The sequence below is a fragment of the Sagittula marina genome (assembly GCF_014196795.1).
In the GTDB taxonomy this organism is placed as follows: domain Bacteria; phylum Pseudomonadota; class Alphaproteobacteria; order Rhodobacterales; family Rhodobacteraceae; genus Sagittula; species Sagittula marina.
In genome coordinates this window covers 222,036-239,239 of the sequence record NZ_JACIEJ010000008.1, presented here as the reverse complement: position 1 = coordinate 239,239, position 17,204 = coordinate 222,036, and the positions used below count along the sequence as shown (strand labels likewise).

Annotated in this window: 26 protein-coding genes; 10 read left to right on the top strand and 16 right to left on the bottom strand. The window is 63.2% G+C overall.

Features of this window, described 5'->3' with window-relative positions:
* Positions 1-10: 10 nt before the first annotated feature.
* From GGQ68_RS16525 to GGQ68_RS16510, 4 genes are all read right to left on the bottom strand, one after another.
* The gene (locus GGQ68_RS16525) at positions 11-547 is read right to left on the bottom strand and encodes a periplasmic heavy metal sensor (RefSeq protein ID WP_183967912.1); all 537 of its coding nucleotides are present in this window, start codon (positions 545-547) and stop codon (positions 11-13) included.
* Positions 548-550: 3 nt separating this feature from the next.
* Positions 551-934, bottom strand: a complete 384-nt coding sequence (locus tag GGQ68_RS16520) for a hypothetical protein (protein ID WP_183967910.1) — start codon at positions 932-934, stop codon at positions 551-553.
* A complete protein-coding gene (locus GGQ68_RS16515; protein ID WP_183967908.1) occupies positions 927-1,517 on the bottom strand; it encodes an RNA polymerase sigma factor in 591 nt (196 codons plus the stop codon). The genes GGQ68_RS16520 and GGQ68_RS16515 overlap by 8 nt, the downstream gene beginning before the upstream one ends.
* A 107-nt stretch (positions 1,518-1,624) precedes the next feature.
* Positions 1,625-2,215, bottom strand: a complete 591-nt coding sequence (locus GGQ68_RS16510) for an EF-hand domain-containing protein (protein WP_246429397.1) — start codon at positions 2,213-2,215, stop codon at positions 1,625-1,627.
* Between the two features lie 311 nt (positions 2,216-2,526).
* Between GGQ68_RS16510 and GGQ68_RS16505 the strand changes: the two genes are divergently transcribed.
* The 3 genes from GGQ68_RS16505 (at position 2,527) to GGQ68_RS16495 (ending at position 4,535) form a co-directional block, all read left to right on the top strand.
* Complete coding sequence (locus GGQ68_RS16505; protein ID WP_183967907.1) at positions 2,527-2,946, top strand: DUF983 domain-containing protein; 420 nt, start codon at positions 2,527-2,529, stop codon at positions 2,944-2,946.
* On the top strand, positions 2,943-3,650 hold the full coding sequence (locus GGQ68_RS16500) for an NUDIX hydrolase (protein ID WP_183967905.1): 708 nt from the start codon (positions 2,943-2,945) through the stop codon (positions 3,648-3,650). The genes GGQ68_RS16505 and GGQ68_RS16500 overlap by 4 nt, the downstream gene beginning before the upstream one ends.
* A 120-nt stretch (positions 3,651-3,770) precedes the next feature.
* Positions 3,771-4,535, top strand: coding sequence for an alpha/beta fold hydrolase (locus GGQ68_RS16495; RefSeq protein WP_183967904.1), 765 nt, complete (start codon positions 3,771-3,773; stop codon positions 4,533-4,535).
* A gap of 111 nt (positions 4,536-4,646) precedes the next feature.
* Here GGQ68_RS16495 and GGQ68_RS16490 read toward each other — a convergent pair whose 3' ends face one another.
* Positions 4,647-5,612: a LysR family transcriptional regulator gene (locus tag GGQ68_RS16490; RefSeq protein ID WP_183967903.1), complete on the bottom strand. Its 966-nt coding sequence runs from the start codon at positions 5,610-5,612 to the stop codon at positions 4,647-4,649.
* A 65-nt stretch (positions 5,613-5,677) separates the two neighbouring features.
* Here GGQ68_RS16490 and GGQ68_RS16485 point away from each other — a divergent pair, with 65 nt between their 5' ends.
* Positions 5,678-6,310 (top strand): hypothetical protein, encoded by a 633-nt coding sequence (locus tag GGQ68_RS16485; protein ID WP_183967902.1) that lies wholly within the window; start codon positions 5,678-5,680, stop codon positions 6,308-6,310.
* Positions 6,311-6,459: 149 nt separating this feature from the next.
* On the top strand, positions 6,460-6,621 hold the full coding sequence (locus GGQ68_RS16480) for a hypothetical protein (RefSeq protein WP_183967900.1): 162 nt from the start codon (positions 6,460-6,462) through the stop codon (positions 6,619-6,621).
* Between the two features lies 1 nt (position 6,622).
* On the opposite strand, the gene GGQ68_RS16475 is transcribed toward GGQ68_RS16480, so the two are convergent.
* From GGQ68_RS16475 to GGQ68_RS16465, 3 genes are all read right to left on the bottom strand, one after another.
* Complete coding sequence (locus tag GGQ68_RS16475; RefSeq protein WP_183967898.1) at positions 6,623-6,985, bottom strand: arginine transporter; 363 nt, start codon at positions 6,983-6,985, stop codon at positions 6,623-6,625.
* 87 nt (positions 6,986-7,072) lie between these two features.
* On the bottom strand, positions 7,073-7,396 hold the full coding sequence (locus tag GGQ68_RS16470) for a hypothetical protein (RefSeq protein WP_183967896.1): 324 nt from the start codon (positions 7,394-7,396) through the stop codon (positions 7,073-7,075).
* 96 nt (positions 7,397-7,492) lie between these two features.
* Positions 7,493-8,821, bottom strand: coding sequence for a hypothetical protein (locus tag GGQ68_RS16465; RefSeq protein WP_183967894.1), 1,329 nt, complete (start codon positions 8,819-8,821; stop codon positions 7,493-7,495).
* A gap of 205 nt (positions 8,822-9,026) precedes the next feature.
* Here GGQ68_RS16465 and lepA point away from each other — a divergent pair, with 205 nt between their 5' ends.
* From lepA to GGQ68_RS16445, 4 genes are all read left to right on the top strand, one after another.
* Positions 9,027-10,832: a translation elongation factor 4 gene (gene lepA / locus GGQ68_RS16460; RefSeq protein ID WP_183967892.1), complete on the top strand. Its 1,806-nt coding sequence runs from the start codon at positions 9,027-9,029 to the stop codon at positions 10,830-10,832.
* Between the two features lie 218 nt (positions 10,833-11,050).
* Positions 11,051-11,293 carry a DUF4160 domain-containing protein gene (locus GGQ68_RS16455; RefSeq protein ID WP_183967890.1) on the top strand — a complete coding sequence of 81 codons (243 nt, stop codon included), beginning with the start codon at positions 11,051-11,053 and terminating at the stop codon, positions 11,291-11,293.
* Positions 11,274-11,507, top strand: coding sequence for a DUF2442 domain-containing protein (locus tag GGQ68_RS16450; protein ID WP_183967889.1), 234 nt, complete (start codon positions 11,274-11,276; stop codon positions 11,505-11,507). The genes GGQ68_RS16455 and GGQ68_RS16450 overlap by 20 nt, the downstream gene beginning before the upstream one ends.
* 27 nt (positions 11,508-11,534) lie before the next feature.
* Positions 11,535-12,173, top strand: a complete 639-nt coding sequence (locus GGQ68_RS16445) for a hypothetical protein (RefSeq protein ID WP_183967888.1) — start codon at positions 11,535-11,537, stop codon at positions 12,171-12,173.
* A 36-nt stretch (positions 12,174-12,209) separates the two neighbouring features.
* On the opposite strand, the gene GGQ68_RS16440 is transcribed toward GGQ68_RS16445, so the two are convergent.
* Together GGQ68_RS16440 and GGQ68_RS16435 are read right to left on the bottom strand one after the other, a co-directional pair.
* A complete protein-coding gene (locus tag GGQ68_RS16440) occupies positions 12,210-12,584 on the bottom strand; it encodes a hypothetical protein (RefSeq protein WP_183967887.1) in 375 nt (124 codons plus the stop codon).
* A 227-nt stretch (positions 12,585-12,811) separates the two neighbouring features.
* Positions 12,812-13,273, bottom strand: coding sequence for a low molecular weight protein-tyrosine-phosphatase (locus GGQ68_RS16435; protein ID WP_183967886.1), 462 nt, complete (start codon positions 13,271-13,273; stop codon positions 12,812-12,814).
* A gap of 47 nt (positions 13,274-13,320) precedes the next feature.
* Between GGQ68_RS16435 and GGQ68_RS16430 the strand changes: the two genes are divergently transcribed.
* The gene (locus GGQ68_RS16430; RefSeq protein ID WP_183967885.1) at positions 13,321-14,013 is read left to right on the top strand and encodes an NAD-dependent deacylase; all 693 of its coding nucleotides are present in this window, start codon (positions 13,321-13,323) and stop codon (positions 14,011-14,013) included.
* A 29-nt stretch (positions 14,014-14,042) separates the two neighbouring features.
* Here GGQ68_RS16430 and GGQ68_RS16425 read toward each other — a convergent pair whose 3' ends face one another.
* The 6 genes from GGQ68_RS16425 to meaB all read right to left on the bottom strand — a co-directional run bounded on the left by GGQ68_RS16425 (position 14,043) and on the right by meaB (position 17,195).
* Positions 14,043-14,534 (bottom strand): copper chaperone PCu(A)C, encoded by a 492-nt coding sequence (locus tag GGQ68_RS16425; RefSeq protein ID WP_183967883.1) that lies wholly within the window; start codon positions 14,532-14,534, stop codon positions 14,043-14,045.
* A gap of 38 nt (positions 14,535-14,572) precedes the next feature.
* Positions 14,573-14,914, bottom strand: coding sequence for a hypothetical protein (locus tag GGQ68_RS16420; protein WP_183967881.1), 342 nt, complete (start codon positions 14,912-14,914; stop codon positions 14,573-14,575).
* A gap of 104 nt (positions 14,915-15,018) precedes the next feature.
* Positions 15,019-15,306, bottom strand: a complete 288-nt coding sequence (rpmB, locus tag GGQ68_RS16415) for a 50S ribosomal protein L28 (protein WP_183967879.1) — start codon at positions 15,304-15,306, stop codon at positions 15,019-15,021.
* A gap of 294 nt (positions 15,307-15,600) precedes the next feature.
* Complete coding sequence (locus GGQ68_RS16410) at positions 15,601-15,942, bottom strand: hypothetical protein (RefSeq protein ID WP_183967878.1); 342 nt, start codon at positions 15,940-15,942, stop codon at positions 15,601-15,603.
* Positions 15,943-15,951: 9 nt separating this feature from the next.
* The gene (locus tag GGQ68_RS24610) at positions 15,952-16,077 is read right to left on the bottom strand and encodes a hypothetical protein (RefSeq protein ID WP_281374861.1); all 126 of its coding nucleotides are present in this window, start codon (positions 16,075-16,077) and stop codon (positions 15,952-15,954) included.
* A 128-nt stretch (positions 16,078-16,205) separates the two neighbouring features.
* Positions 16,206-17,195, bottom strand: coding sequence for a methylmalonyl Co-A mutase-associated GTPase MeaB (gene meaB, locus GGQ68_RS16405; RefSeq protein ID WP_183967877.1), 990 nt, complete (start codon positions 17,193-17,195; stop codon positions 16,206-16,208).
* Positions 17,196-17,204 lie beyond the last annotated feature (9 nt).

The window sequence follows — 17,204 nt, the reverse complement described above, 5'->3', positions numbered from 1 at the left end:
TACGATCGGCTCAGTCGCGCCCCTTGTGATCCCGGTCGGGCGCGCCCCGACGCTGAAACCGTTCCAGGGAGTCTTCCAGCCGATCCGCATAGGCTGCGCGCTCCTCGGCCGTCATACCCGCCACATACTCGGACAAGACCGACTGCCCCCGGGCGCGTACCGCTGCACTGCGCTCCGCCTGCGCCGCCAGCACGGCCTCCAACGCCGCCGGATCGTAGGGATCGGCCCGCAACACGGCCGCAGCCGCCTGATACTCCTGCATCATCTGCGCGCGCAGACCGCGCATGTCACGCCGATCTTTCGGGCCGCCCCCGCCACGCCAGGTGTCCCGCAGTTCGTGCCGCTGGTCCTGCGTCAGCGCGCGGATGTAGGGCATCACCGCATCGGGACCGCCCGACCTTTCATGCGGCGGGGATGGCGGCCCCATCCAGACAAACCCCGCAACAGCGCCCACAACCACAAGGTTCACGGCCAGCGACGCCAGCAGCGCCAGCCGCACACCGCGCCCCACCTTGCCGGTCCGGGCCCCGGATCCCTGATCGCTCATGCCTTATCCTTCCAGCAATGCCAGCTCGAACCCGGACAGCGGGTCGACGCCCATCTCCCCCAGATCCGCGTTGCGGCCCCACAGATCGTCCAGCCCAAGGCCCGTTGTCATGGCAGCAGGCGGGCTGATCCCCAGCCAGACGCCAACGGCACAGGCCGTCACCAAGCCCGACAGACCGCGCCACCCGCCCAGCGCCGGCCACAGCTGCGCCCAAAGGCCCGGCCGCGGCTCTGGCACTTGCGCGCCCGCCACCGGCATCTCGGCCAGCGCCTGTTCGGTCAGACGGGCCATGAAATCGCCGGACGGCACCGGCGCATCGTCACGCGCTGCGGCAAAGAGGCCCTCCAGCCCCGCATCATCCATCCGCTCTGTGTGTCCGTCAGTCATCGTCCTCATACCCCAGTTCAGCCCGACGCCCGGCCAACACGGCCTCAAGCGCCCGTTTCCCGCGCGCGGTCAAAGATTCCACGGCGCGCGCGCCAATGTCCATGATCTCGGCAATCTCCGGGTTCGACAGCCCCTCGATGTGACGCAGGATCACCGCCTGTTTCTGGCGATCCGGCAGCGCGTCCAGCGCCCCCTGCAAGGCTTCGGCTCGCGCCCTTTGCTGCATCTGCTCCGCAACGGAAGGCGCGGCATCCGCCACCTCCGGCACGGCGTCGATGTCCGTGCCGATGCGTTTGCGTTTGCGCATCCGGTCGATGCACAGGTTCGCCGTCACGCGATACAGCCAGGTCGTCACTCTGGCCTCGCCCGGGCGCCACTCCGGCGCGGCCTTCCACAGGCGCAACAGGGCCTCCTGCGTCACGTCCTCCGCCTCCGCCCGGTCGCCGCCAAGCATCCGGTACGCATGGGCCAGCACACGCGGAGCGAGGCGCTGTGTCAGCGCGCGCGCCGCCGCGGCGTCGCCTCTGGCATAGGCGGCCAGCAACTCCTCGTCAGCACGTTCGCTCATGGCGTCGTAAGGCATCCCGTGTTCATCGCCCTTGCGCTACCGCGTCCCGGCCCGCAGCACAACGCTGCGCGCCGCAGGGGCCGCCCCGTCAAACGGTTCGGCCCCCTGTTTGGCAATCCGGCTCAGTCGGTCTGCTCGGGCTGTTCTTGCCCGTCGCGCGCGGCATGATCGCCCCGGCGCATATCGTCGCCACCGCGCTTGTCGTGCTTGCCACCGTGACGCATCATCCGGGCCTGCTTCATCTCTTCGATGCTCAGCGCACCGTCTTTGTCGGCATCCAGACGCTCCAGCATCTTGGCAAATCTGTCCGCAGGGCGCCGCGCGCTCATTTCCTCCTGGCTCAGCAGACCGTCGCCGTCGGTGTCGAGCCGCTCAATCATTGCGGCGCTGCGCGCCTCACGGCGGGCGGCCTCTCGTGCGGCTTTGCGGGCTTCCGCCTGTGCGGTCAGTTCTTCGGCGCTCAGATTGCCGTCACCGTCGGTGTCTGCATCGCTGAACCGCTGCGCTGCTGCGGCCGCCATTTCCTCCTCGGTGATCTTGCCATCGCCATTTGCATCCGCCTCCGCAAACATTTCCTGCAGGAACATCCCACGCGGCCCCGCGCCGTCACGGCCCTTGCCGCCACGCTCATGCGCCATGGCCGCGCCGGAGGCGCCCATCGCCACGAGAAGGGCACCGGTGATCCAGAACGTCTTGGTTTTGGTCGTCGTCATTGTGTTGTCTCCGTGGTGGTCTCAAGCTGTTTCATGAAACGCCGTGTTTGCGGTCCTTCGGGCCTGCCGTTCGGCACCGCCCATCTCCCCGGCGTTTCTGCAGATTTCCACGAACCAGCTCGCCGCTTCCGTCGCACGTTCGCCATAATTTTCGCTCACAACAGCATCACGAAACTGGCATCACGCCCGGTCCTGCCCCTGGCGTCGCCGGGATGTGCCGCGTGTGACACGCCGCCGCAAGGACACTGCGACCCCTTCCGAAAGTCGTAGACAACGGTCATCTTTCGCTCTCGTGTGAAGGAAAAGGACGCATGGCACATCAGGGTAACATCCCCGAAGACACATCTATCTGGCCAACGGTCTGGCGCGGCTGGCGTCGGCGCTGCCCGCGCTGCGGCTCTGGCCCAATGCTGTCGGGCTACCTGAAGGTGCGCGACAACTGCCCGGTGTGTCGTCAGGAACTGAATCACCACCGCGCCGACGATGGCCCCGCGTATCTGACGATTCTCATCGTCGGGCACATCATGGCGCCAATGTTGCTGTGGGTGTTCGAGGTATGGCGTCCGGAACCGCTCATGCTCTTCACCATATTTGCAATTGGAAGCGTCACGCTTTCCCTCTACCTTCTGCCTCGACTGAAAGGCGGCATGGTCGCGTTCCAATGGGCGCGCGGCATGGGCGGTTTCGCCAGCGCCGACAGTCGCCCACAGCCGAGGCACGACGACCAATGACCACCCCCGCCCCCATCGACAAGACCGCCATCCGTGACGCCGCAACAGTCATCGTGATGCGCGACCGGACCACCCGGCCAAAGGTTCTGATGGGGCAGCGCGGGTCCAAAGCGGCATTCATGCCGAACAAGGTCGTCTTTCCCGGCGGGGCCGTCGATCCCGCCGACGCACAGGTCCAGCTGTCCCGCCCGCTGCCGCCGCTCTGCGCCGCCCGCCTCGAAGAAGACGCCAAACCCGGCATCGCCCGCGCGTTGGCCGCAGCCGCCGTGCGGGAGCTTTGGGAGGAAACCGGCCAGATTGTCGGCCACCCCGCCCCCTGGCCCGGCGATGTTCCCGACGACTGGCTTACCTTCGCGGGCACCGGCCATCGCCCCGTGGCCGACGGGCTGCAATTCGTGTTTCGTGCCATCACGCCGCCGGGCCGCCCGCGCCGCTTCGACGCCCGCTTCTTCCTGCTCGACGCCGAAGCTCTGGCCACCGATCCCGATGACTTCAGCCGCGCCACGGATGAGCTGTCCCACCTGCAGTGGATCGCCGTGGACGAGATTCGCAATTACGACCTGCCTTTCATCACCGAAGTCGTGCTCGCCGAAGTCGCCGCCCGCGCGCATGACATCACCCCCCCGGATTCGGTCCCATTCTTTCGCAACGACGATGAAGAAAGCCTGTTTCTGCGTCTGCGCGGACACCCGATGGCCGACTGACAAGCCGCGCGCAAGCCGTCGGCAACCGGATCGCCCGTCCCGATCAAGTCCCTGTCCCGCGCTGTCTGACGATGGCAAAGCCTCTGGCCCTCCGCCCGCCAGCGTTCTATCACGTGCGCCATGTTGAACACGCTCGAATACGGCGCCGATCACGGCGGCACGCCCGTCCTCATCGCCCACGGTCTCTTTGGCTCCGGTCGCAACTGGGGCGTCATCGCGCGCCGCCTTGCCGACAGCTATCACCTGCTGACCCCGGACATGCGCAACCACGGTGACAGCCCGCACAGCGACAGCCACGGCTACCCCGACATGGCGCAGGATCTGGCCGATCTCATTGATGCCCACGGCGGCCGCGCCCATGTGATCGGTCACTCCATGGGGGGCAAGGCCGCGATGGCGCTCGCCCTGCTCCACCCGCAAAAGGTCGCCTCCCTCATGGTTGCCGACATCGCGCCCGTCAGCTACGGCCACTCGCAACAGCAGTACATAGACGCCATGCGCGCCGTGGATCTGTCACAGGTCGAAAAGCGCTCCGACGCCGCCGCGCAACTGGCCGAGCAGGTGGACGATACATCCCTGCAAGCCTTCTTCACCCAGTCGCTCGACGTGAAGGCGAAGGCGTGGAAATACAATCTCGACGCGCTGGAGGCCGAGATGCCAAAGGTGCTGTCCTTCCCTGATCTCGACGGCCAGTACGATGGCGCGACCTTCTTCCTGTCGGGCGGAAAATCAGATTACGTCCTGCCCGAGCACCGCGATACCATCCGGGCCTACTTCCCCAAGGCGCGCTTCGCCAAGATGCCCGACGCGGGCCACTGGCTGCACGCCGACGATCCGCGCGGATTCGAGGCCTCTGTGCGCGCCTTCCTCAAAGCGGTCGCCTGACAGAGCGCACATTCAGTGTTTTCAAAACTGCAGGCCAGCGTTTTGACATCCGGGACCGCCCCGCCGGACAGGCATTAACCATTCGGCACTGCAGGCCGCATGACGCGGCGCTCAGTCTTCGAGTATCCGCAACTCCCCCTCCAGCCAGGGTAGGCTCGCCCAGGCGGGGCCGATCACCATGTCGGACACCAGCATTTTCATTGTGTGCGCCACATTGCGCGGCACATCGTCGGTCCAGTCACGTCCTGCAAACAAAGAGATCTGTCGCGCGAAAGGTGCAAATGGAACCGGGTGCACCTCCAGCCGATCATGTAACCGCACGGCCCGCATATACCCCAGGGGCGTGGTCAGCGCCCAGCCGGTGCCACGCGCGGCGAGGGTCATCAGCGACAGATGCGCGCCGATCTCGAACCGCTCCGGGAAGCTGAGTTTCAGACGCGCCAAATGCGCTTCGATCTGCCGACCGATCAGCTGCGCCCGGTCATAGCGCAACAACGGCAAGGCCTGCATCAAAGCCTCAATGCCCCCCGCTTCAGCGACGGCGCCCTTGGCACAAACAAATATGTAGGGGTCTCTGACCAAAGGGTATTCCACCACCCCGGGCATGACTTCCCCACTGCTGGCCGCAATCGCCAGGTGCAGGTGGCGGGCGCGGATTTCTTCGGAAATTTCGTGACTTGGCGCGGTGATCAGCTTGAACCGACATTTGGTCATGCTTTCCGCCAGAAGCGTCACCAGCCGTGGTGTCAGATCGTTGTCGAAATCGTCGATCACGCCAAGGTTCAGCGTCGACAAATGCGCCAGGTCCATGACCGTCAGTTCCGATCCGGCAAGGCGCAACTCCCGCAGCACCGACCGCGTGCGCTGCAAAAATGAACGCCCCGCAGAGGTCAGCATCATCGGACGCCGCCCATGGTCCACCAGGTCGACCCCCAGCGCGGTCTCAAGGTTGCGCATCTGCTGGCTGACAGCGGGTTGGCTCAACCCCGTCACCTGGGCCGCCCCGGCGACGGAGCCATGCTCCGCCAGCGCCTCGAACACTTCGAGCCCCCGCAGCGTCACCCCCTTCATAATCATCTGCCAATCCTTTCACGCGTCACATTCAGCATTCTCAAATTCACGGGTCCGTCAAGAAGCCTGCCATGCCGCATCTGACAAAAGCTGCCCCGGCCTGCGACGCGGACATCCGCGCCTCCTTCCAGATCATCCCCGCACGCCTGAAAACCGGTGGCGCGGCAGCCGCGAAAGTTCATGCCCCGCGCCGGAATGGCTGGACCGAATCCATCGTGGCCGTGTCAAAGACCACCGTCGCTGCCTGCGCTCATGACCCGGACGATCTGCGCACCGCTCTGACCTGCGCCATGCCGATGTCCACCACTTTGCCAAAGCACAAAGCGCCTCCCTCTTCCAGTTCGAGACTGAGCCACACACGATGCTTTAGCCCCGCAGCCTGCCGTGCAAAACGCCGCAGCCTTAAGGTCAAACTCGGTGACACGCCCAAATGCCAACCCGCTCATGACGGCCCCACCGCCACAGTGGTCAGCGTGCCGCAGATCACCGCCGCCGCATGGTTCGTAAAGCATTCATCCCACGACCCTCCAGGCCATGCGTCTTGTCGGGACTGGCGCAATCCTCTGTCACGGTGCGTGCGGGCCACCGCAGCTTTGACTTGCGGGCTGTTCGACACGCCGCGCGCCGATGTCCTCACCAACCCCGACAACGCGTATGCGCGAGAGGCCCACCGGCACGGCCCGGAGCATTTGCATCTGCACTGAACCGACCTCGCGCACCGGACGTGCCTGCGCACTGCATTTGCTTCGCGGCTCCCTGTGGCGCTGATCCTCGTGGCATCCGACGGCAAAGCCGCAGGCCACGCCCGTTTGCCGCCCCGGTCAGCGCCGCGCGGCACAAAGGCGCAATATCCGTGCACAAGTTGCTGAAAACCGTGACCTTCCAACGCGCCGATCCGCAAGCCCTGCCCGACAGTGCACGCGCCGCCAGCCGTATGGGCCATGGCAAATGCATGACAGGCCGCGCACTTAACGCCGAAGCCCGCCTGCTGCGATCCGTTTCTGCCGCGAGCTAGATCACAGACCTTTGCAGACCCGCTCGGCCTCGCCGCTGAACCCTTTGTAGCGCTTCCAGAAATCCTCGTGATGGGGGTTGTCCGACTGGCGGATCACCTGCGCCTCGTGCGGATCGCCAAAGAAGCCCGCCGCCATCCGCTGATCCGACCGGGAGCGCAGCGTTTCATCCGCCACCGCCTGCAAGCAGCCACACAGCCGCGTATTCGCCGCCTTGCGTCCGCTGGTCATGCAAGCGCGGGAGATCTGTCCCGTGGAAAACGCCTGTCGTTCTACCGATACGCCGCGCTGATTCCGGCTGTCGGACCCGCCTCCGCAGGCCGCAAGGGCAAGGCACGCGGCCAACCCGAGCATCATTCTTGTCATTCTACCTGTCCTCTTTGACGGGGGTGGCTTTGCCATCTCACCCGAAACTGCCCTCTGCGCCTATCATGGCAGAGGGCGCGAGAACCTTCAACAATTCGCGAGCGTGGTGTCCGCATCTTCGGCCTTGACCAGATCGTCCAAAAGCTTCTGCGCGATGGCGTAATTGGACTGCGCCTCCTTGGACTCCGGCCGCAGGTCCAGCGCCTGCTTCAGGGCCATTTCCGCCTGCACGGGAAACCCCTCGGACATCAGCGCCGCGCCGAACAGCTTCCACAGCATGTAGGAGGCCGGAAAAGCCTCCAGCAGCTTGCCCACTTCCTCGACCACGACGTCACGCGCGTCCCGATCATAGAGTGAAACCAAGTCATCAAGAATCCCCTGCGGGGGATCAATCTGCATCATCTCTGTCATAAGCCCTCCGATCCGGAGGCAGGTTAAGCGACCTTGGGTAAAGATCGGATTACCAATAAAACCAACAAGCCACAGGGCCGGTTGTCACGCCAATCTTCATGTGTCTACGCTGTGAGGTAGGACTGGGCGCTCCCGAACAACCTCAGGCGTATCACAGACGAATGGATCGCCCCCGAAAAACGCCCAGTACTCGGAAATCATCTCGCAGCGTGTCTTCGGCCCCAGTTCGTCACCGGACACGGTCCAGATGACACCGGGGATTGCCGCAATTGCGGTGCTCAGGGCCGCCAGCTTTCCGAACCACGGCTTCTTGCGCAGCTCCAGATCTGCCCGAGCCTTCGACAAATCCGACTCAAGCTCTGCGATGCGCGCCTGCAGCTTGCCGATCTCTTCGCACAATGTGTGCTCGATGGCCTCGGAGCGTTCACCGCGCGCCAGAATATCCCCGATGCGCTGCAGGCTGGCAGGCATTGCCTCCATCGCACTGAGAAATTCGGGTAACCGGTTTTCCTGCGCCACATTGCAGAATTGCGTCATGCCATCGGTGATTGCGGCAGTGGCAAAAGACAAGGTCGCCGTCACCGAACGCGGATGCTCAAACAGATGCGCAACGCTCTTTGGCTCGAACTCCGGCGCACGAGGTGTCTCCCCCCTACGGTCAGAGGACCAGTCGTCTTCGATCTTGGCAATCGCCTTGGCCACCGCGTCGATGCCGGCGTCCCATGTTTCCGGCGGGATCAGCACAACGCGCTGTTGCAGCGACCAGTCCAGCGGCGCGCCCTTGGAGATGCCATCGTACCACCGGGCGAAAAAGTCAAAGCGCGGATCTGTATCGAGCAGCGATGGCCCTAGGTCGTCCTGGCGCAGTCCTTCAGGTGGCGCAAGCCCGTGCCAAAGCGGCTGAGCAAACATAACCTGCGCGGAAAAATCACAGTCGGCGGCGGCGGCAGAAGAGGCCGCGGAGTAGGCAGTGGAGGAGACGGCGGCGGCGGCGAGGGAAGCGGCGGCGGCAGAGGAAGCGGCGGCGGCAGAGGAAGCGGCGGCGGCAGAGGAAGCGGCGGCGGCAGAGGAAGCGGCGGCGACAGCTGCGAAGGAGGCGGCGTTGGCGGCGTTGGCAACGGCGTCGTCAGGGGCGGCGTAGGGGAGGGCGGCGGCGGCGTCCGCGTCAGGGGAGGCGAGGGAGGACGCGAATTTGATTTCGGGAGTCGGATATTTGCTCGCAACACCCGAAATCAGGTTACACCGCGCTGGAAAGGGAACAAAGCGTATCTGCACATCTCGCGCACTCTTCGTATCTTCCCAAAAATCGAACGCCAAAAGAATGGGCATGACGCGCAGCGCGGCGCGCGTGGCGATCGCGACGCAGACCTCTTGGCTTTGCGTCTCCAGCCATGCCTCGAATTCGTCGTCATCTTTAAACTGCACGGCCCACTCGCAAAATTGCCCCGACGGGCAGATTACCGCCCCGTTCATGTATATCAACCCCGGCTCTCCGCGCGGTCACCCGCAAAGGCACCCGCGGGGCCTTGGCCACCTTCGGCGCACCGGGGCTCACCCCCTTGCTATCCTTCCCCATCCACGGCATATGCACGGATCAAACCTCAGCCCTTCCCCGAAGGACTTCTTCGCCATGAGCACCCCCCAGAACCTGATCCGCAACTTTTCCATCGTCGCCCACATCGACCACGGGAAATCCACCCTCGCCGACCGGCTGATCCAGCTGACCGGCACCGTCGCGGAACGGGACATGAAGGCGCAGATGCTTGACGCCATGGACATCGAACGTGAGCGCGGCATCACGATCAAGGCCAACACCGTGCGCATCGAATACCCGGCGAAGGACGGCAACACCTATATCCTGAACCTGATCGACACGCCCGGACACGTGGACTTTGCCTACGAGGTCAGCCGCTCCATGCGTGCGGTCGAAGGGTCCTTGCTGGTGGTCGACGCCTCCCAGGGGGTCGAGGCGCAGACACTGGCCAACGTCTACACCGCCATCGATGCGGATCACGAGATCGTCCCCGTGCTGAACAAGGTCGACCTTCCGGCGGCCGAGCCAGAGCGCGTGGCCGAACAGATCGAGGATGTGATCGGCATCGACGCCTCTGACGCGTGCCTGATTTCCGCCAAGACCGGCATCGGCATTCCCGACGTGCTGGAGGCCATCGTCACCCGCCTGCCCGCCCCGCCGGAAAAAGACCCGAACGCGCCGCTGAAGGCGATGCTGGTGGACTCGTGGTACGACCCCTACCTCGGCGTCGTCGTCCTGATCCGCGTGATGGAAGGCACCATCCGCAAGGGTGACAACATCATGATGATGCGCACCGGTGGCAAATACGGCGTCGACAAGCTCGGCGTGTTCCGCCCCGCCATGCAGGACGTCAAGGAACTCGGCCCCGGCGAGATCGGCTTCTTCACCGGCTCGATCAAGCAGGTCCGCGACACCCGCGTCGGCGACACCATCACCACCGAGAAGAAGGGCGCGACAGAAGCCCTCCCCGGCTTCAAACCGTCGATCCCCGTGGTCTTCTGCGGCCTCTTCCCCGTGGATGCCAACGATTTCGAGGACATGCGCGACGCCATCGAAAAGCTCGCCCTGAACGACGCCTCCTTCACCTACGAGATGGAAACCTCCGCCGCCCTCGGCTTTGGCTTCCGCTGCGGTTTCCTCGGCCTGCTGCACCTCGAGGTCATCCGCGACCGCCTCGAGCGCGAATACAACATCGACCTGATCACCACCGCGCCGAGCGTGATCTACCACGTCTACATGAAGGACGGCGAAAAGGTCGACCTGCACAACCCTGCCGACATGCCCGACATGTCAAAGGTCGATCACATCGAGGAACCGCGCATCAAGGCCACCGTCCTTGTGCCCGATGAATACCTCGGCGACGTGCTCAAGCTCTGCCAGGACCGCCGCGGCATCCAGCTTGACCTCACCTACGCCGGCTCCCGCGCCATGGTGGTCTATGACCTGCCGCTCAACGAGGTGGTCTTCGACTTCTACGACAGGCTCAAATCCGTAACGAAGGGCTACGCCTCCTTCGACTACCAGCTGGTCGGCTACCGCGAGGACAACCTCGCCAAGATGCAGATCCTCGTGAACGACGAGCCGGTGGACGCGCTCTCCATGATGGTGCACCGTGACCGAGCCGACATGCGCGGCCGCGCCATGTGCGAAAAGCTCAAGGACCTGATCCCGCGCCACATGTTCAAGATCCCGATTCAGGCGGCCATCGGCGGCAAGGTCATCGCCCGAGAGACCCTGTCGGCCATGCGCAAGGACGTGACGGCCAAGTGCTACGGCGGCGACGCCACGCGAAAGAAGAAACTGCTGGAGAAGCAGAAGGCCGGTAAAAAGAAAATGCGCCAGTTCGGCAAGGTCGAGATCCCGCAGGAAGCGTTTATCTCCGCACTCAAGATGGACGATTAAGCACTTTCCGGGCTTGCCCGGACAAGTGTTGGCGGCTGGCAGCGAACGTGCAAAGCACTTCGCGTAGCCGCACCGTGAAGCGGAGCGCAACCGCGACGGGGCGAAAGCGGGTTCTGGCGCAGCCAGGTTCCGCGTGCCCACCCCCCTCCATTCCGGGCGCCTTACCCGCCACAAACGCCTAAGATGACAAACGTCTTATCGCGTGCTATCTTCCCCTTATGCCGACGGTCTTCCGCCTCAACGGGTTCCGGTTCTTCTTCTACTCGAACGAAGGCGATCCCCGCGAACCCGTGCACATCCACGTCATGCGGAACGGCGCCGAGGCAAAGTTCTGGGTGTCTCCCGTTGCGCTCTCACGCAGCCACGGGTTTGACGCCCGCACGTTGAGGCAAATCGCGGCGCTGGTCTCCGACAACGCCGTATTGATCGAGGAAGCATGGCATGACCACTTCGGCCACTGACGTCCGCTTCGACGAGGCGAACATGTGGGTCTCCCTCTCGGACGGCCGCACGTTGGGCGTGCCCCTGACGTGGTTCCCCCGCCTCTTGTCGGCCAGCCCCGAGCAACTGTCGGCGGTAGAGGTCAGCCCCTTTGGCCTGCACTGGGAAGCGCTGGACGAGGATATCTCGGTGCCTGCGCTGTTGGCCGGGCATGGTGGAGAAGAGGCGGCTTAGGCGATCAATGAGAAAAGAAATAGATTATTGACTAGAAATATTAAACCACTTTCTGGCAACACATCAGCACCGCTTCATTTTACTCTACTGCAAATAGCTGCCTGCATATCCTCAGAAAACTCTCTTCGAGCAAATGAGGTGTTTAGCTTAGAGATCAGAAACAACGGCTTTGAATTTTGGGTACAGCACCTCGACCATGCCTCGCGACAGTGGAGGAAGGCCGATGCGTTTTCTGGAGGAACATTTGACGGGTTTTCCGAGGCTGTTGCCGAGAGCTACTCGAACCTGATTAAACTCACTTTGTCCGTTGCTGCTCTGGAACAGTATTGCAAAGTGTTTGGTCGAGAATGGCACCAGCTTGGACCGGATATATTACATACCGAATTTCAACAGACTTCTCTTCTTAGGTATACCTTGGAGAATACCCCCGCTAGCAAAATCCGAAACTCGCTAGGTAATAACCTTAGCGCCGAGTGGGACCGGTTTATTCAAGGTGAAACCGCTTCAATCCTTCGACCTGCGGTGGCCCTAAGACATGCCGCCGCGCACGGAGAAGTTTGGGGAGCAAGCCAACTCTCGCCGTTACTCACTCCTTTAGCAGATCATATCTTGGATGCGGTTAAAGCGCACTGTGAGGTTGTAAGCAGCGATATTTCAAGTCACTGATAAAAAGTCCCTCCATCAAAGCGCTACGTCGGCACCTCAAACCACCACCAACACCCCATCCCTCTCCCAAGGGTCCCGCCCCACCTCCAACTGCCGCCGCAGCATTCGGGTTCGCAGGCCCCCGCCGCAGTCCAGCCCGCGCTCCAGCCGGGCAAGTTCCTCCCGCGCCTGGATCTTCTTTGCCAGCGCGTGGGCCTTGTACTCCGCCTGCATCCCCCGTGCCTTTTCCTCCACAGAGGTCGCCAGCAGCGCGTCCAGCACCTTGAGCTGGTAGAGCGGCACCACCGCCGACACCACGCGGCCCCGGCGTTTCAGCCAGATCTGCTCGCCGCTCTCCTCGACCCAGCGCAGCTGCTCTGCCGCCGTGGCGCGGAACTCCGTGATGCTCATGGCTTTGATGTTTCCGATCATGGTTTTCTCCGATTCTGCGCGCGCATCCGGGGCCCCACGGTCCTCAATCAGCGCAAAGGTTACCAACCGACCGCTTTTCTTCGTCGAACCGGTCGGGACTCACCTTAAGAAATTCTTGCGCAACCTCGGTTAATCCAGCGCACGCCGCCTCAACCCGGCGTCACACTCCCGCCGGAGGACCCCCTCAGCGCCCCACAGGCGGGCCATTTACAAGATGATAAGACAGGCTACCGGGGCGCAGCCTCCAGGGCGTCCAGCAGCCCCTCAGCGCAGCGCTCGATCAGATCCAGCGTGCCATCGAAATCGCGCGTATAATACGGGTCCGGCACCGCATCCGTTCCGCAGTCGGGCGCGTAATCGGTGAACAGCACCACCTCCGCCCCGCCCTGGGGTCGTATCCGCTCCAGATGTGCCAGATTATCCGCGTCCATTGCCACCAGCAGGTCAAACGCGGCGAAATCCGTGCGCGTCACCTGCCGTGCGCGCAGGTTGGACAGGTCGTACCCTCTTGAAATCGCGGCGCTTTGCATCGCAGCATAGGGCGGCTCTCCAACGTGGTAGGCCCCGGTTCCGGCGCTGTCCAAGTCAAGGTTAACGCCCCTCTGCGCCGCTTTACGTTTCACCACCCCTTCCGCAGAAGGTGAGCGACAAATATTGCCAAGGCAGACAAAGAGGATACGCTGGGTCATACCTGACCCTACGCCCCCGACAGTAATTTCTCAAGGCCACCAACCCTATGTCAGAACACGATAAAATCGTCATCCTCACCGGCGCGGGGCTCAGCGCGGAATCGGGCCTGTCAACCTTTCGCGACGAGGGTGGCCTTTGGGCGCAGCACCGTATCGAAGACGTCGCCACCCCTGACGCCTTCTCAAAAGACCCCGCCTTAGTGCTTGATTTCTATAACAAAAGGCGCGCCCAAGCCGCCGCGGCCCACCCCAATGCGGCCCACTATGCACTTGCCGATCTCCAGCAAAATCATCCCGGCGAGGTCATCCTCATCACGCAAAACGTCGATGACCTCCTCGAAAAGGCCGGCGCCCAGCCCATCCACATGCACGGCGCCCTAGCCTCAGCGCTTTGTTTTCATTGCGAAAATCGCTGGGCTTTTACGGGCGACATGCACCAAACGACGCCCTGCCCCGCGTGCGGCAGGCAGACCGTGCGCCCCGATATCGTCTGGTTCGGCGAAATGCCCTACTGCATGGATGACATCCTGACGCACCTCGAAACCTGCACCCTCTTCGCCAGCATCGGCACCTCTGGCCGAGTTTACCCAGCCGCGGGGTTCGCGCAACTGGCACAAGATATAGGGGCACAGACGATCGAGTTGAACATGGAAGCCACCTCCCCCCAATTTCACGCCCGCCGGATCGGTCCGGCGACAGACACACTGCCGAAATGGGTTTCAGATCTGCTTCAAAGGTAAAAGCGGGGCCGAAGCCCCGCCCTTTCGGATTAGTGATCCATCTTCATACCATCGCCATGATCCGCGCTATCATGCTGCATCTCGGTGTCCGGCTGGCGCTCCAGATCGACCGGTACGTCGATCTCGATGTCGCCCGCTTTCTCGAAAGTCAGCGTGACCGTCACCATGTCCCCTTGGTTCATCGGACGCTTCAGCCCCATAAACATCACATGGTCGCCGCCGCGGGCCAGCGCGTGTGTGCCACCCGCCGGTACGGCAAAGCCTTCTTCAACCTGCATCATTCGCATCACGCCTTCGCCCATGTCTTTGTGGGTGTGCAGCTCGACACGGGCGGCGATGTCGGACGCCGCACCGACCAGTCGGTCATCGCTGTCTCCGGTGTTTTCGATGACCATGAAGGCCGCGCCGGCCTTGGCAGTTGGGCCTGCCGCGCGGGCATAGGGGTCGGCCACCGAAATATCGGCAAATGCGGGCAAGGCGAGCGTCAGCGCAACGGCGCTGCTCAGGAGGGATTTCAACATGTCTCTTTCCTTTTCAATTGTTCGATTATCTTTGAGAATCAAACGGAAAGAGGCGGCCCCCGCGCGGTTGCGCGCGGCACATCGCGGCCCGATCGCACAGTCACCACGCTGACAGGACGATCGCGCGCCCAGACCGCGAGCGGCACAAGCAAAACGTGGCCGTCGGACAAATCCGACACCAGCGTCATCACCCCATCGGGGCAGAGATGCACATGTGTGACGGGAACGCCGTCGGCATCGACCTGCACCGACACGGTCGTTAAGCCGCGACACAGTTCAACCGTCCCGACTGGTGTCGCTTGTCCGCGCGCAATGCCCGCCGACACGCTGGTCACCACCAGCGTCAACGACAGCAAGACTGCCAAGGGGAAGCGCATCACGAACATGCGCCGGATATACCTATGCCGCACAGCTCTGTCATTCCCGAAATGCAATCAGCCCCGGCCATCTCTGACCGGGGCTGTCGCAAAATCTGTAACAAAACTCAGGCTGCAGTCTGAGCCTTGGAGATTTCTTTTTTGACCTTCAAAGCGCGGTCAGACAGTTCAATGTCTTTCGCTTTCGCCAGAAACTTGTCCAAACCACCGCGGTGGTCCACTGAACGCAGCGCATGCGCAGAGATGCGCAGCTTGATCCCACGGCCGAGAGTCTCGGACTGCAGGGTCACATCGTTCAGGTTCGGCAGGTAACGCCGCTTGGTTTTGTTGTTGGCGTGGCTGACATTGTTGCCAACCATCGGGCCCTTACCGGTCAGTTCGCAAACACGCGACATCGCTTCGTCCTCATCTTAGTCGGCCAAGGCAATGCCCACGCCGTTCCAATATCAAAAGGCGCCGCCCGTTTGTGTTCGGGGGGCGCCCGGAATCTCGTATCGACGGCTTCTAGGCAGAACCGGGGGAATCGTCAAGTCCCTTGCGACACTGCTTGTGCCCGCGCGTCTGCGCGCACCGCCAGAGCCTCTCTATTACGCCATCTTGGCTGTTGTGCAAGGTGTTGCCAGTAGCTTTCAGACCGGTGCCGCACCGCGCGATGCACACGCCCGATGGCTCTTGGATCCGCCAGCCCCTCAGCCAATTCGGTTTTGAGCCGATCGAATCGTCCGCCCGCCCTCGTGGCCCGCGTGGCCGGATGGCCGCCGTTGGGCAACATAACCCGCGTGAACTGCGGATAGAGCTCGCAGATCGAGCGGCTTGAAGGGGTCGACCAGCACCGCGCCGCGCACATTCGTGCCACGGCCCGCCAATGCCCCAAGGCAACCATCCCAGCCCTGCGCCTCCGCGTGATAGCGTTTGCCCCACACACCCAAAGACCGATCAATGAACACCTGAGGCGAGATCCCCAGCATGCGCTGTACCTTGAGCACCAAGGCGAACCGCAATGCCCCGTAGCCGCCCATGGAAAATCCCATGGCCACGACCTAATCGTACCGGCTGACAAAGTGCGCCAGCTGTTCCTCCAGCGCTTCGGTGTCGGCATTGATGAACCAGTCGTTCTCGCGCGACTGAAGATGAAGATGGGCAAAGCCCGCGCGCAGAACCCCCATGACAGGGCGCGCGTCGTGGAATTGCCCCCGGCTGTCCGACCTGCTGCCGAAACGTCACCAAAAGCTTGCGCCGCCGGGGCCGAAAAGCCGTCGCCCGCAGGCACGCCCCTCGAACACGGCGTGCGGCCTCATGTCTGCAAATGATCTGCAAGCATAGTCTGCGCTGCATTCCCGGGCGACAGCTTGCCCTCGGCCACCTTTTGCGCAAGCGCAGACATCGCCTGACGCGCAGACGGCGCCCGCAAGCGGGCCAGCAACCCGTCGCGCACTTCGGCTTCGAACCAGAACCGCGCCTGTTCCGCGCGCCGCCCGGCGAAATGCCCCGTCTCGCGCCGCCATTCAGCCAGCGTTTTCATCTCTTCCCAGGCCTTTTCCAGCCCGTCTTCTTCCACCGCCGACACTGTCAGCGCCTTCGGAAAGCCTTCGGGATCCTGGGGACGCTTGCGCAGCAGCCGCAAGGCCCCGGCGTAATCCGCACAGGTCCGCACCGCCTGCCGCTTCAGTTCGCCATCCGCCTTGTTGATCAACAGAATGTCCGCCATCTCCATGATGCCACGCTTGACGCCCTGCAACTCGTCGCCACCCGCCGGCGCCAGCAACAACATGAACAGGTCGCACATTTCGGCCACCATAGTTTCCGACTGGCCGACGCCCACGGTCTCGATCAAGATGACGTCAAAGCCCGCGGCCTCGCACAGATCAATCGCCTCCCGCGTGCGCCGCGCCACACCACCCAGATGGCTTTGCGAGGGGGATGGCCGGATAAAGGCGTTCTTGTCCCGGGACAGCCGCTCCATCCGCGTCTTGTCGCCCAGGATCGACCCGCCAGAGCGCGCCGAAGACGGGTCCACCGCCAGCACCGCCACCTTCAGTCCCTGAGCGGTCAACATCATGCCGAACGCCTCGATAAAAGTGGATTTCCCCACGCCTGGCGTGCCTGACAAGCCAATGCGCAGCGCGGGCTTGTCGGCCATGGCCACCGGCCCCTTCAGCCCTTCCAACAATTGCAACGTCTGCGCCCGATGGTCCGCGCGCCCCGATTCCACCAACGTGATGGCACGGGCCAGCGCGCGGCGTTCCCCCGCCAGCAGGCGGTCCCTGAGATCATCCATATCCATACCGCTTTC

Bases quoted from the DNA above. Each gene is read 5' to 3' on its own strand.
- GGQ68_RS16525 (WP_183967912.1), bottom strand. From the start codon at position 547: ATGAGCGATCAGGGATCCGGGGCCCGGACCGGCAAGGTGGGGCGCGGT.
- GGQ68_RS16520 (WP_183967910.1), bottom strand. From the start codon at position 934: ATGACTGACGGACACACAGAGCGGATGGATGATGCGGGGCTGGAGGGC.
- GGQ68_RS16515 (WP_183967908.1), bottom strand. From the start codon at position 1,517: ATGCCTTACGACGCCATGAGCGAACGTGCTGACGAGGAGTTGCTGGCC.
- GGQ68_RS16510 (WP_246429397.1), bottom strand. From the start codon at position 2,215: ATGACGACGACCAAAACCAAGACGTTCTGGATCACCGGTGCCCTTCTC.
- GGQ68_RS16505 (WP_183967907.1), top strand. From the start codon at position 2,527: ATGGCACATCAGGGTAACATCCCCGAAGACACATCTATCTGGCCAACG.
- GGQ68_RS16500 (WP_183967905.1), top strand. From the start codon at position 2,943: ATGACCACCCCCGCCCCCATCGACAAGACCGCCATCCGTGACGCCGCA.
- GGQ68_RS16495 (WP_183967904.1), top strand. From the start codon at position 3,771: ATGTTGAACACGCTCGAATACGGCGCCGATCACGGCGGCACGCCCGTC.
- GGQ68_RS16490 (WP_183967903.1), bottom strand. From the start codon at position 5,612: ATGATTATGAAGGGGGTGACGCTGCGGGGGCTCGAAGTGTTCGAGGCG.
- GGQ68_RS16485 (WP_183967902.1), top strand. From the start codon at position 5,678: ATGCCGCATCTGACAAAAGCTGCCCCGGCCTGCGACGCGGACATCCGC.
- GGQ68_RS16475 (WP_183967898.1), bottom strand. From the start codon at position 6,985: ATGACAAGAATGATGCTCGGGTTGGCCGCGTGCCTTGCCCTTGCGGCC.
- GGQ68_RS16470 (WP_183967896.1), bottom strand. From the start codon at position 7,396: ATGACAGAGATGATGCAGATTGATCCCCCGCAGGGGATTCTTGATGAC.
- lepA (WP_183967892.1), top strand. From the start codon at position 9,027: ATGAGCACCCCCCAGAACCTGATCCGCAACTTTTCCATCGTCGCCCAC.
- GGQ68_RS16455 (WP_183967890.1), top strand. From the start codon at position 11,051: ATGCCGACGGTCTTCCGCCTCAACGGGTTCCGGTTCTTCTTCTACTCG.
- GGQ68_RS16450 (WP_183967889.1), top strand. From the start codon at position 11,274: ATGACCACTTCGGCCACTGACGTCCGCTTCGACGAGGCGAACATGTGG.
- GGQ68_RS16440 (WP_183967887.1), bottom strand. From the start codon at position 12,584: ATGATCGGAAACATCAAAGCCATGAGCATCACGGAGTTCCGCGCCACG.
- GGQ68_RS16435 (WP_183967886.1), bottom strand. From the start codon at position 13,273: ATGACCCAGCGTATCCTCTTTGTCTGCCTTGGCAATATTTGTCGCTCA.
- GGQ68_RS16430 (WP_183967885.1), top strand. From the start codon at position 13,321: ATGTCAGAACACGATAAAATCGTCATCCTCACCGGCGCGGGGCTCAGC.
- GGQ68_RS16425 (WP_183967883.1), bottom strand. From the start codon at position 14,534: ATGTTGAAATCCCTCCTGAGCAGCGCCGTTGCGCTGACGCTCGCCTTG.
- rpmB (WP_183967879.1), bottom strand. From the start codon at position 15,306: ATGTCGCGTGTTTGCGAACTGACCGGTAAGGGCCCGATGGTTGGCAAC.
- GGQ68_RS16410 (WP_183967878.1), bottom strand. From the start codon at position 15,942: ATGGGATTTTCCATGGGCGGCTACGGGGCATTGCGGTTCGCCTTGGTG.
- GGQ68_RS24610 (WP_281374861.1), bottom strand. From the start codon at position 16,077: ATGGGGGTTCTGCGCGCGGGCTTTGCCCATCTTCATCTTCAGTCGCGC.
- meaB (WP_183967877.1), bottom strand. From the start codon at position 17,195: ATGGATATGGATGATCTCAGGGACCGCCTGCTGGCGGGGGAACGCCGC.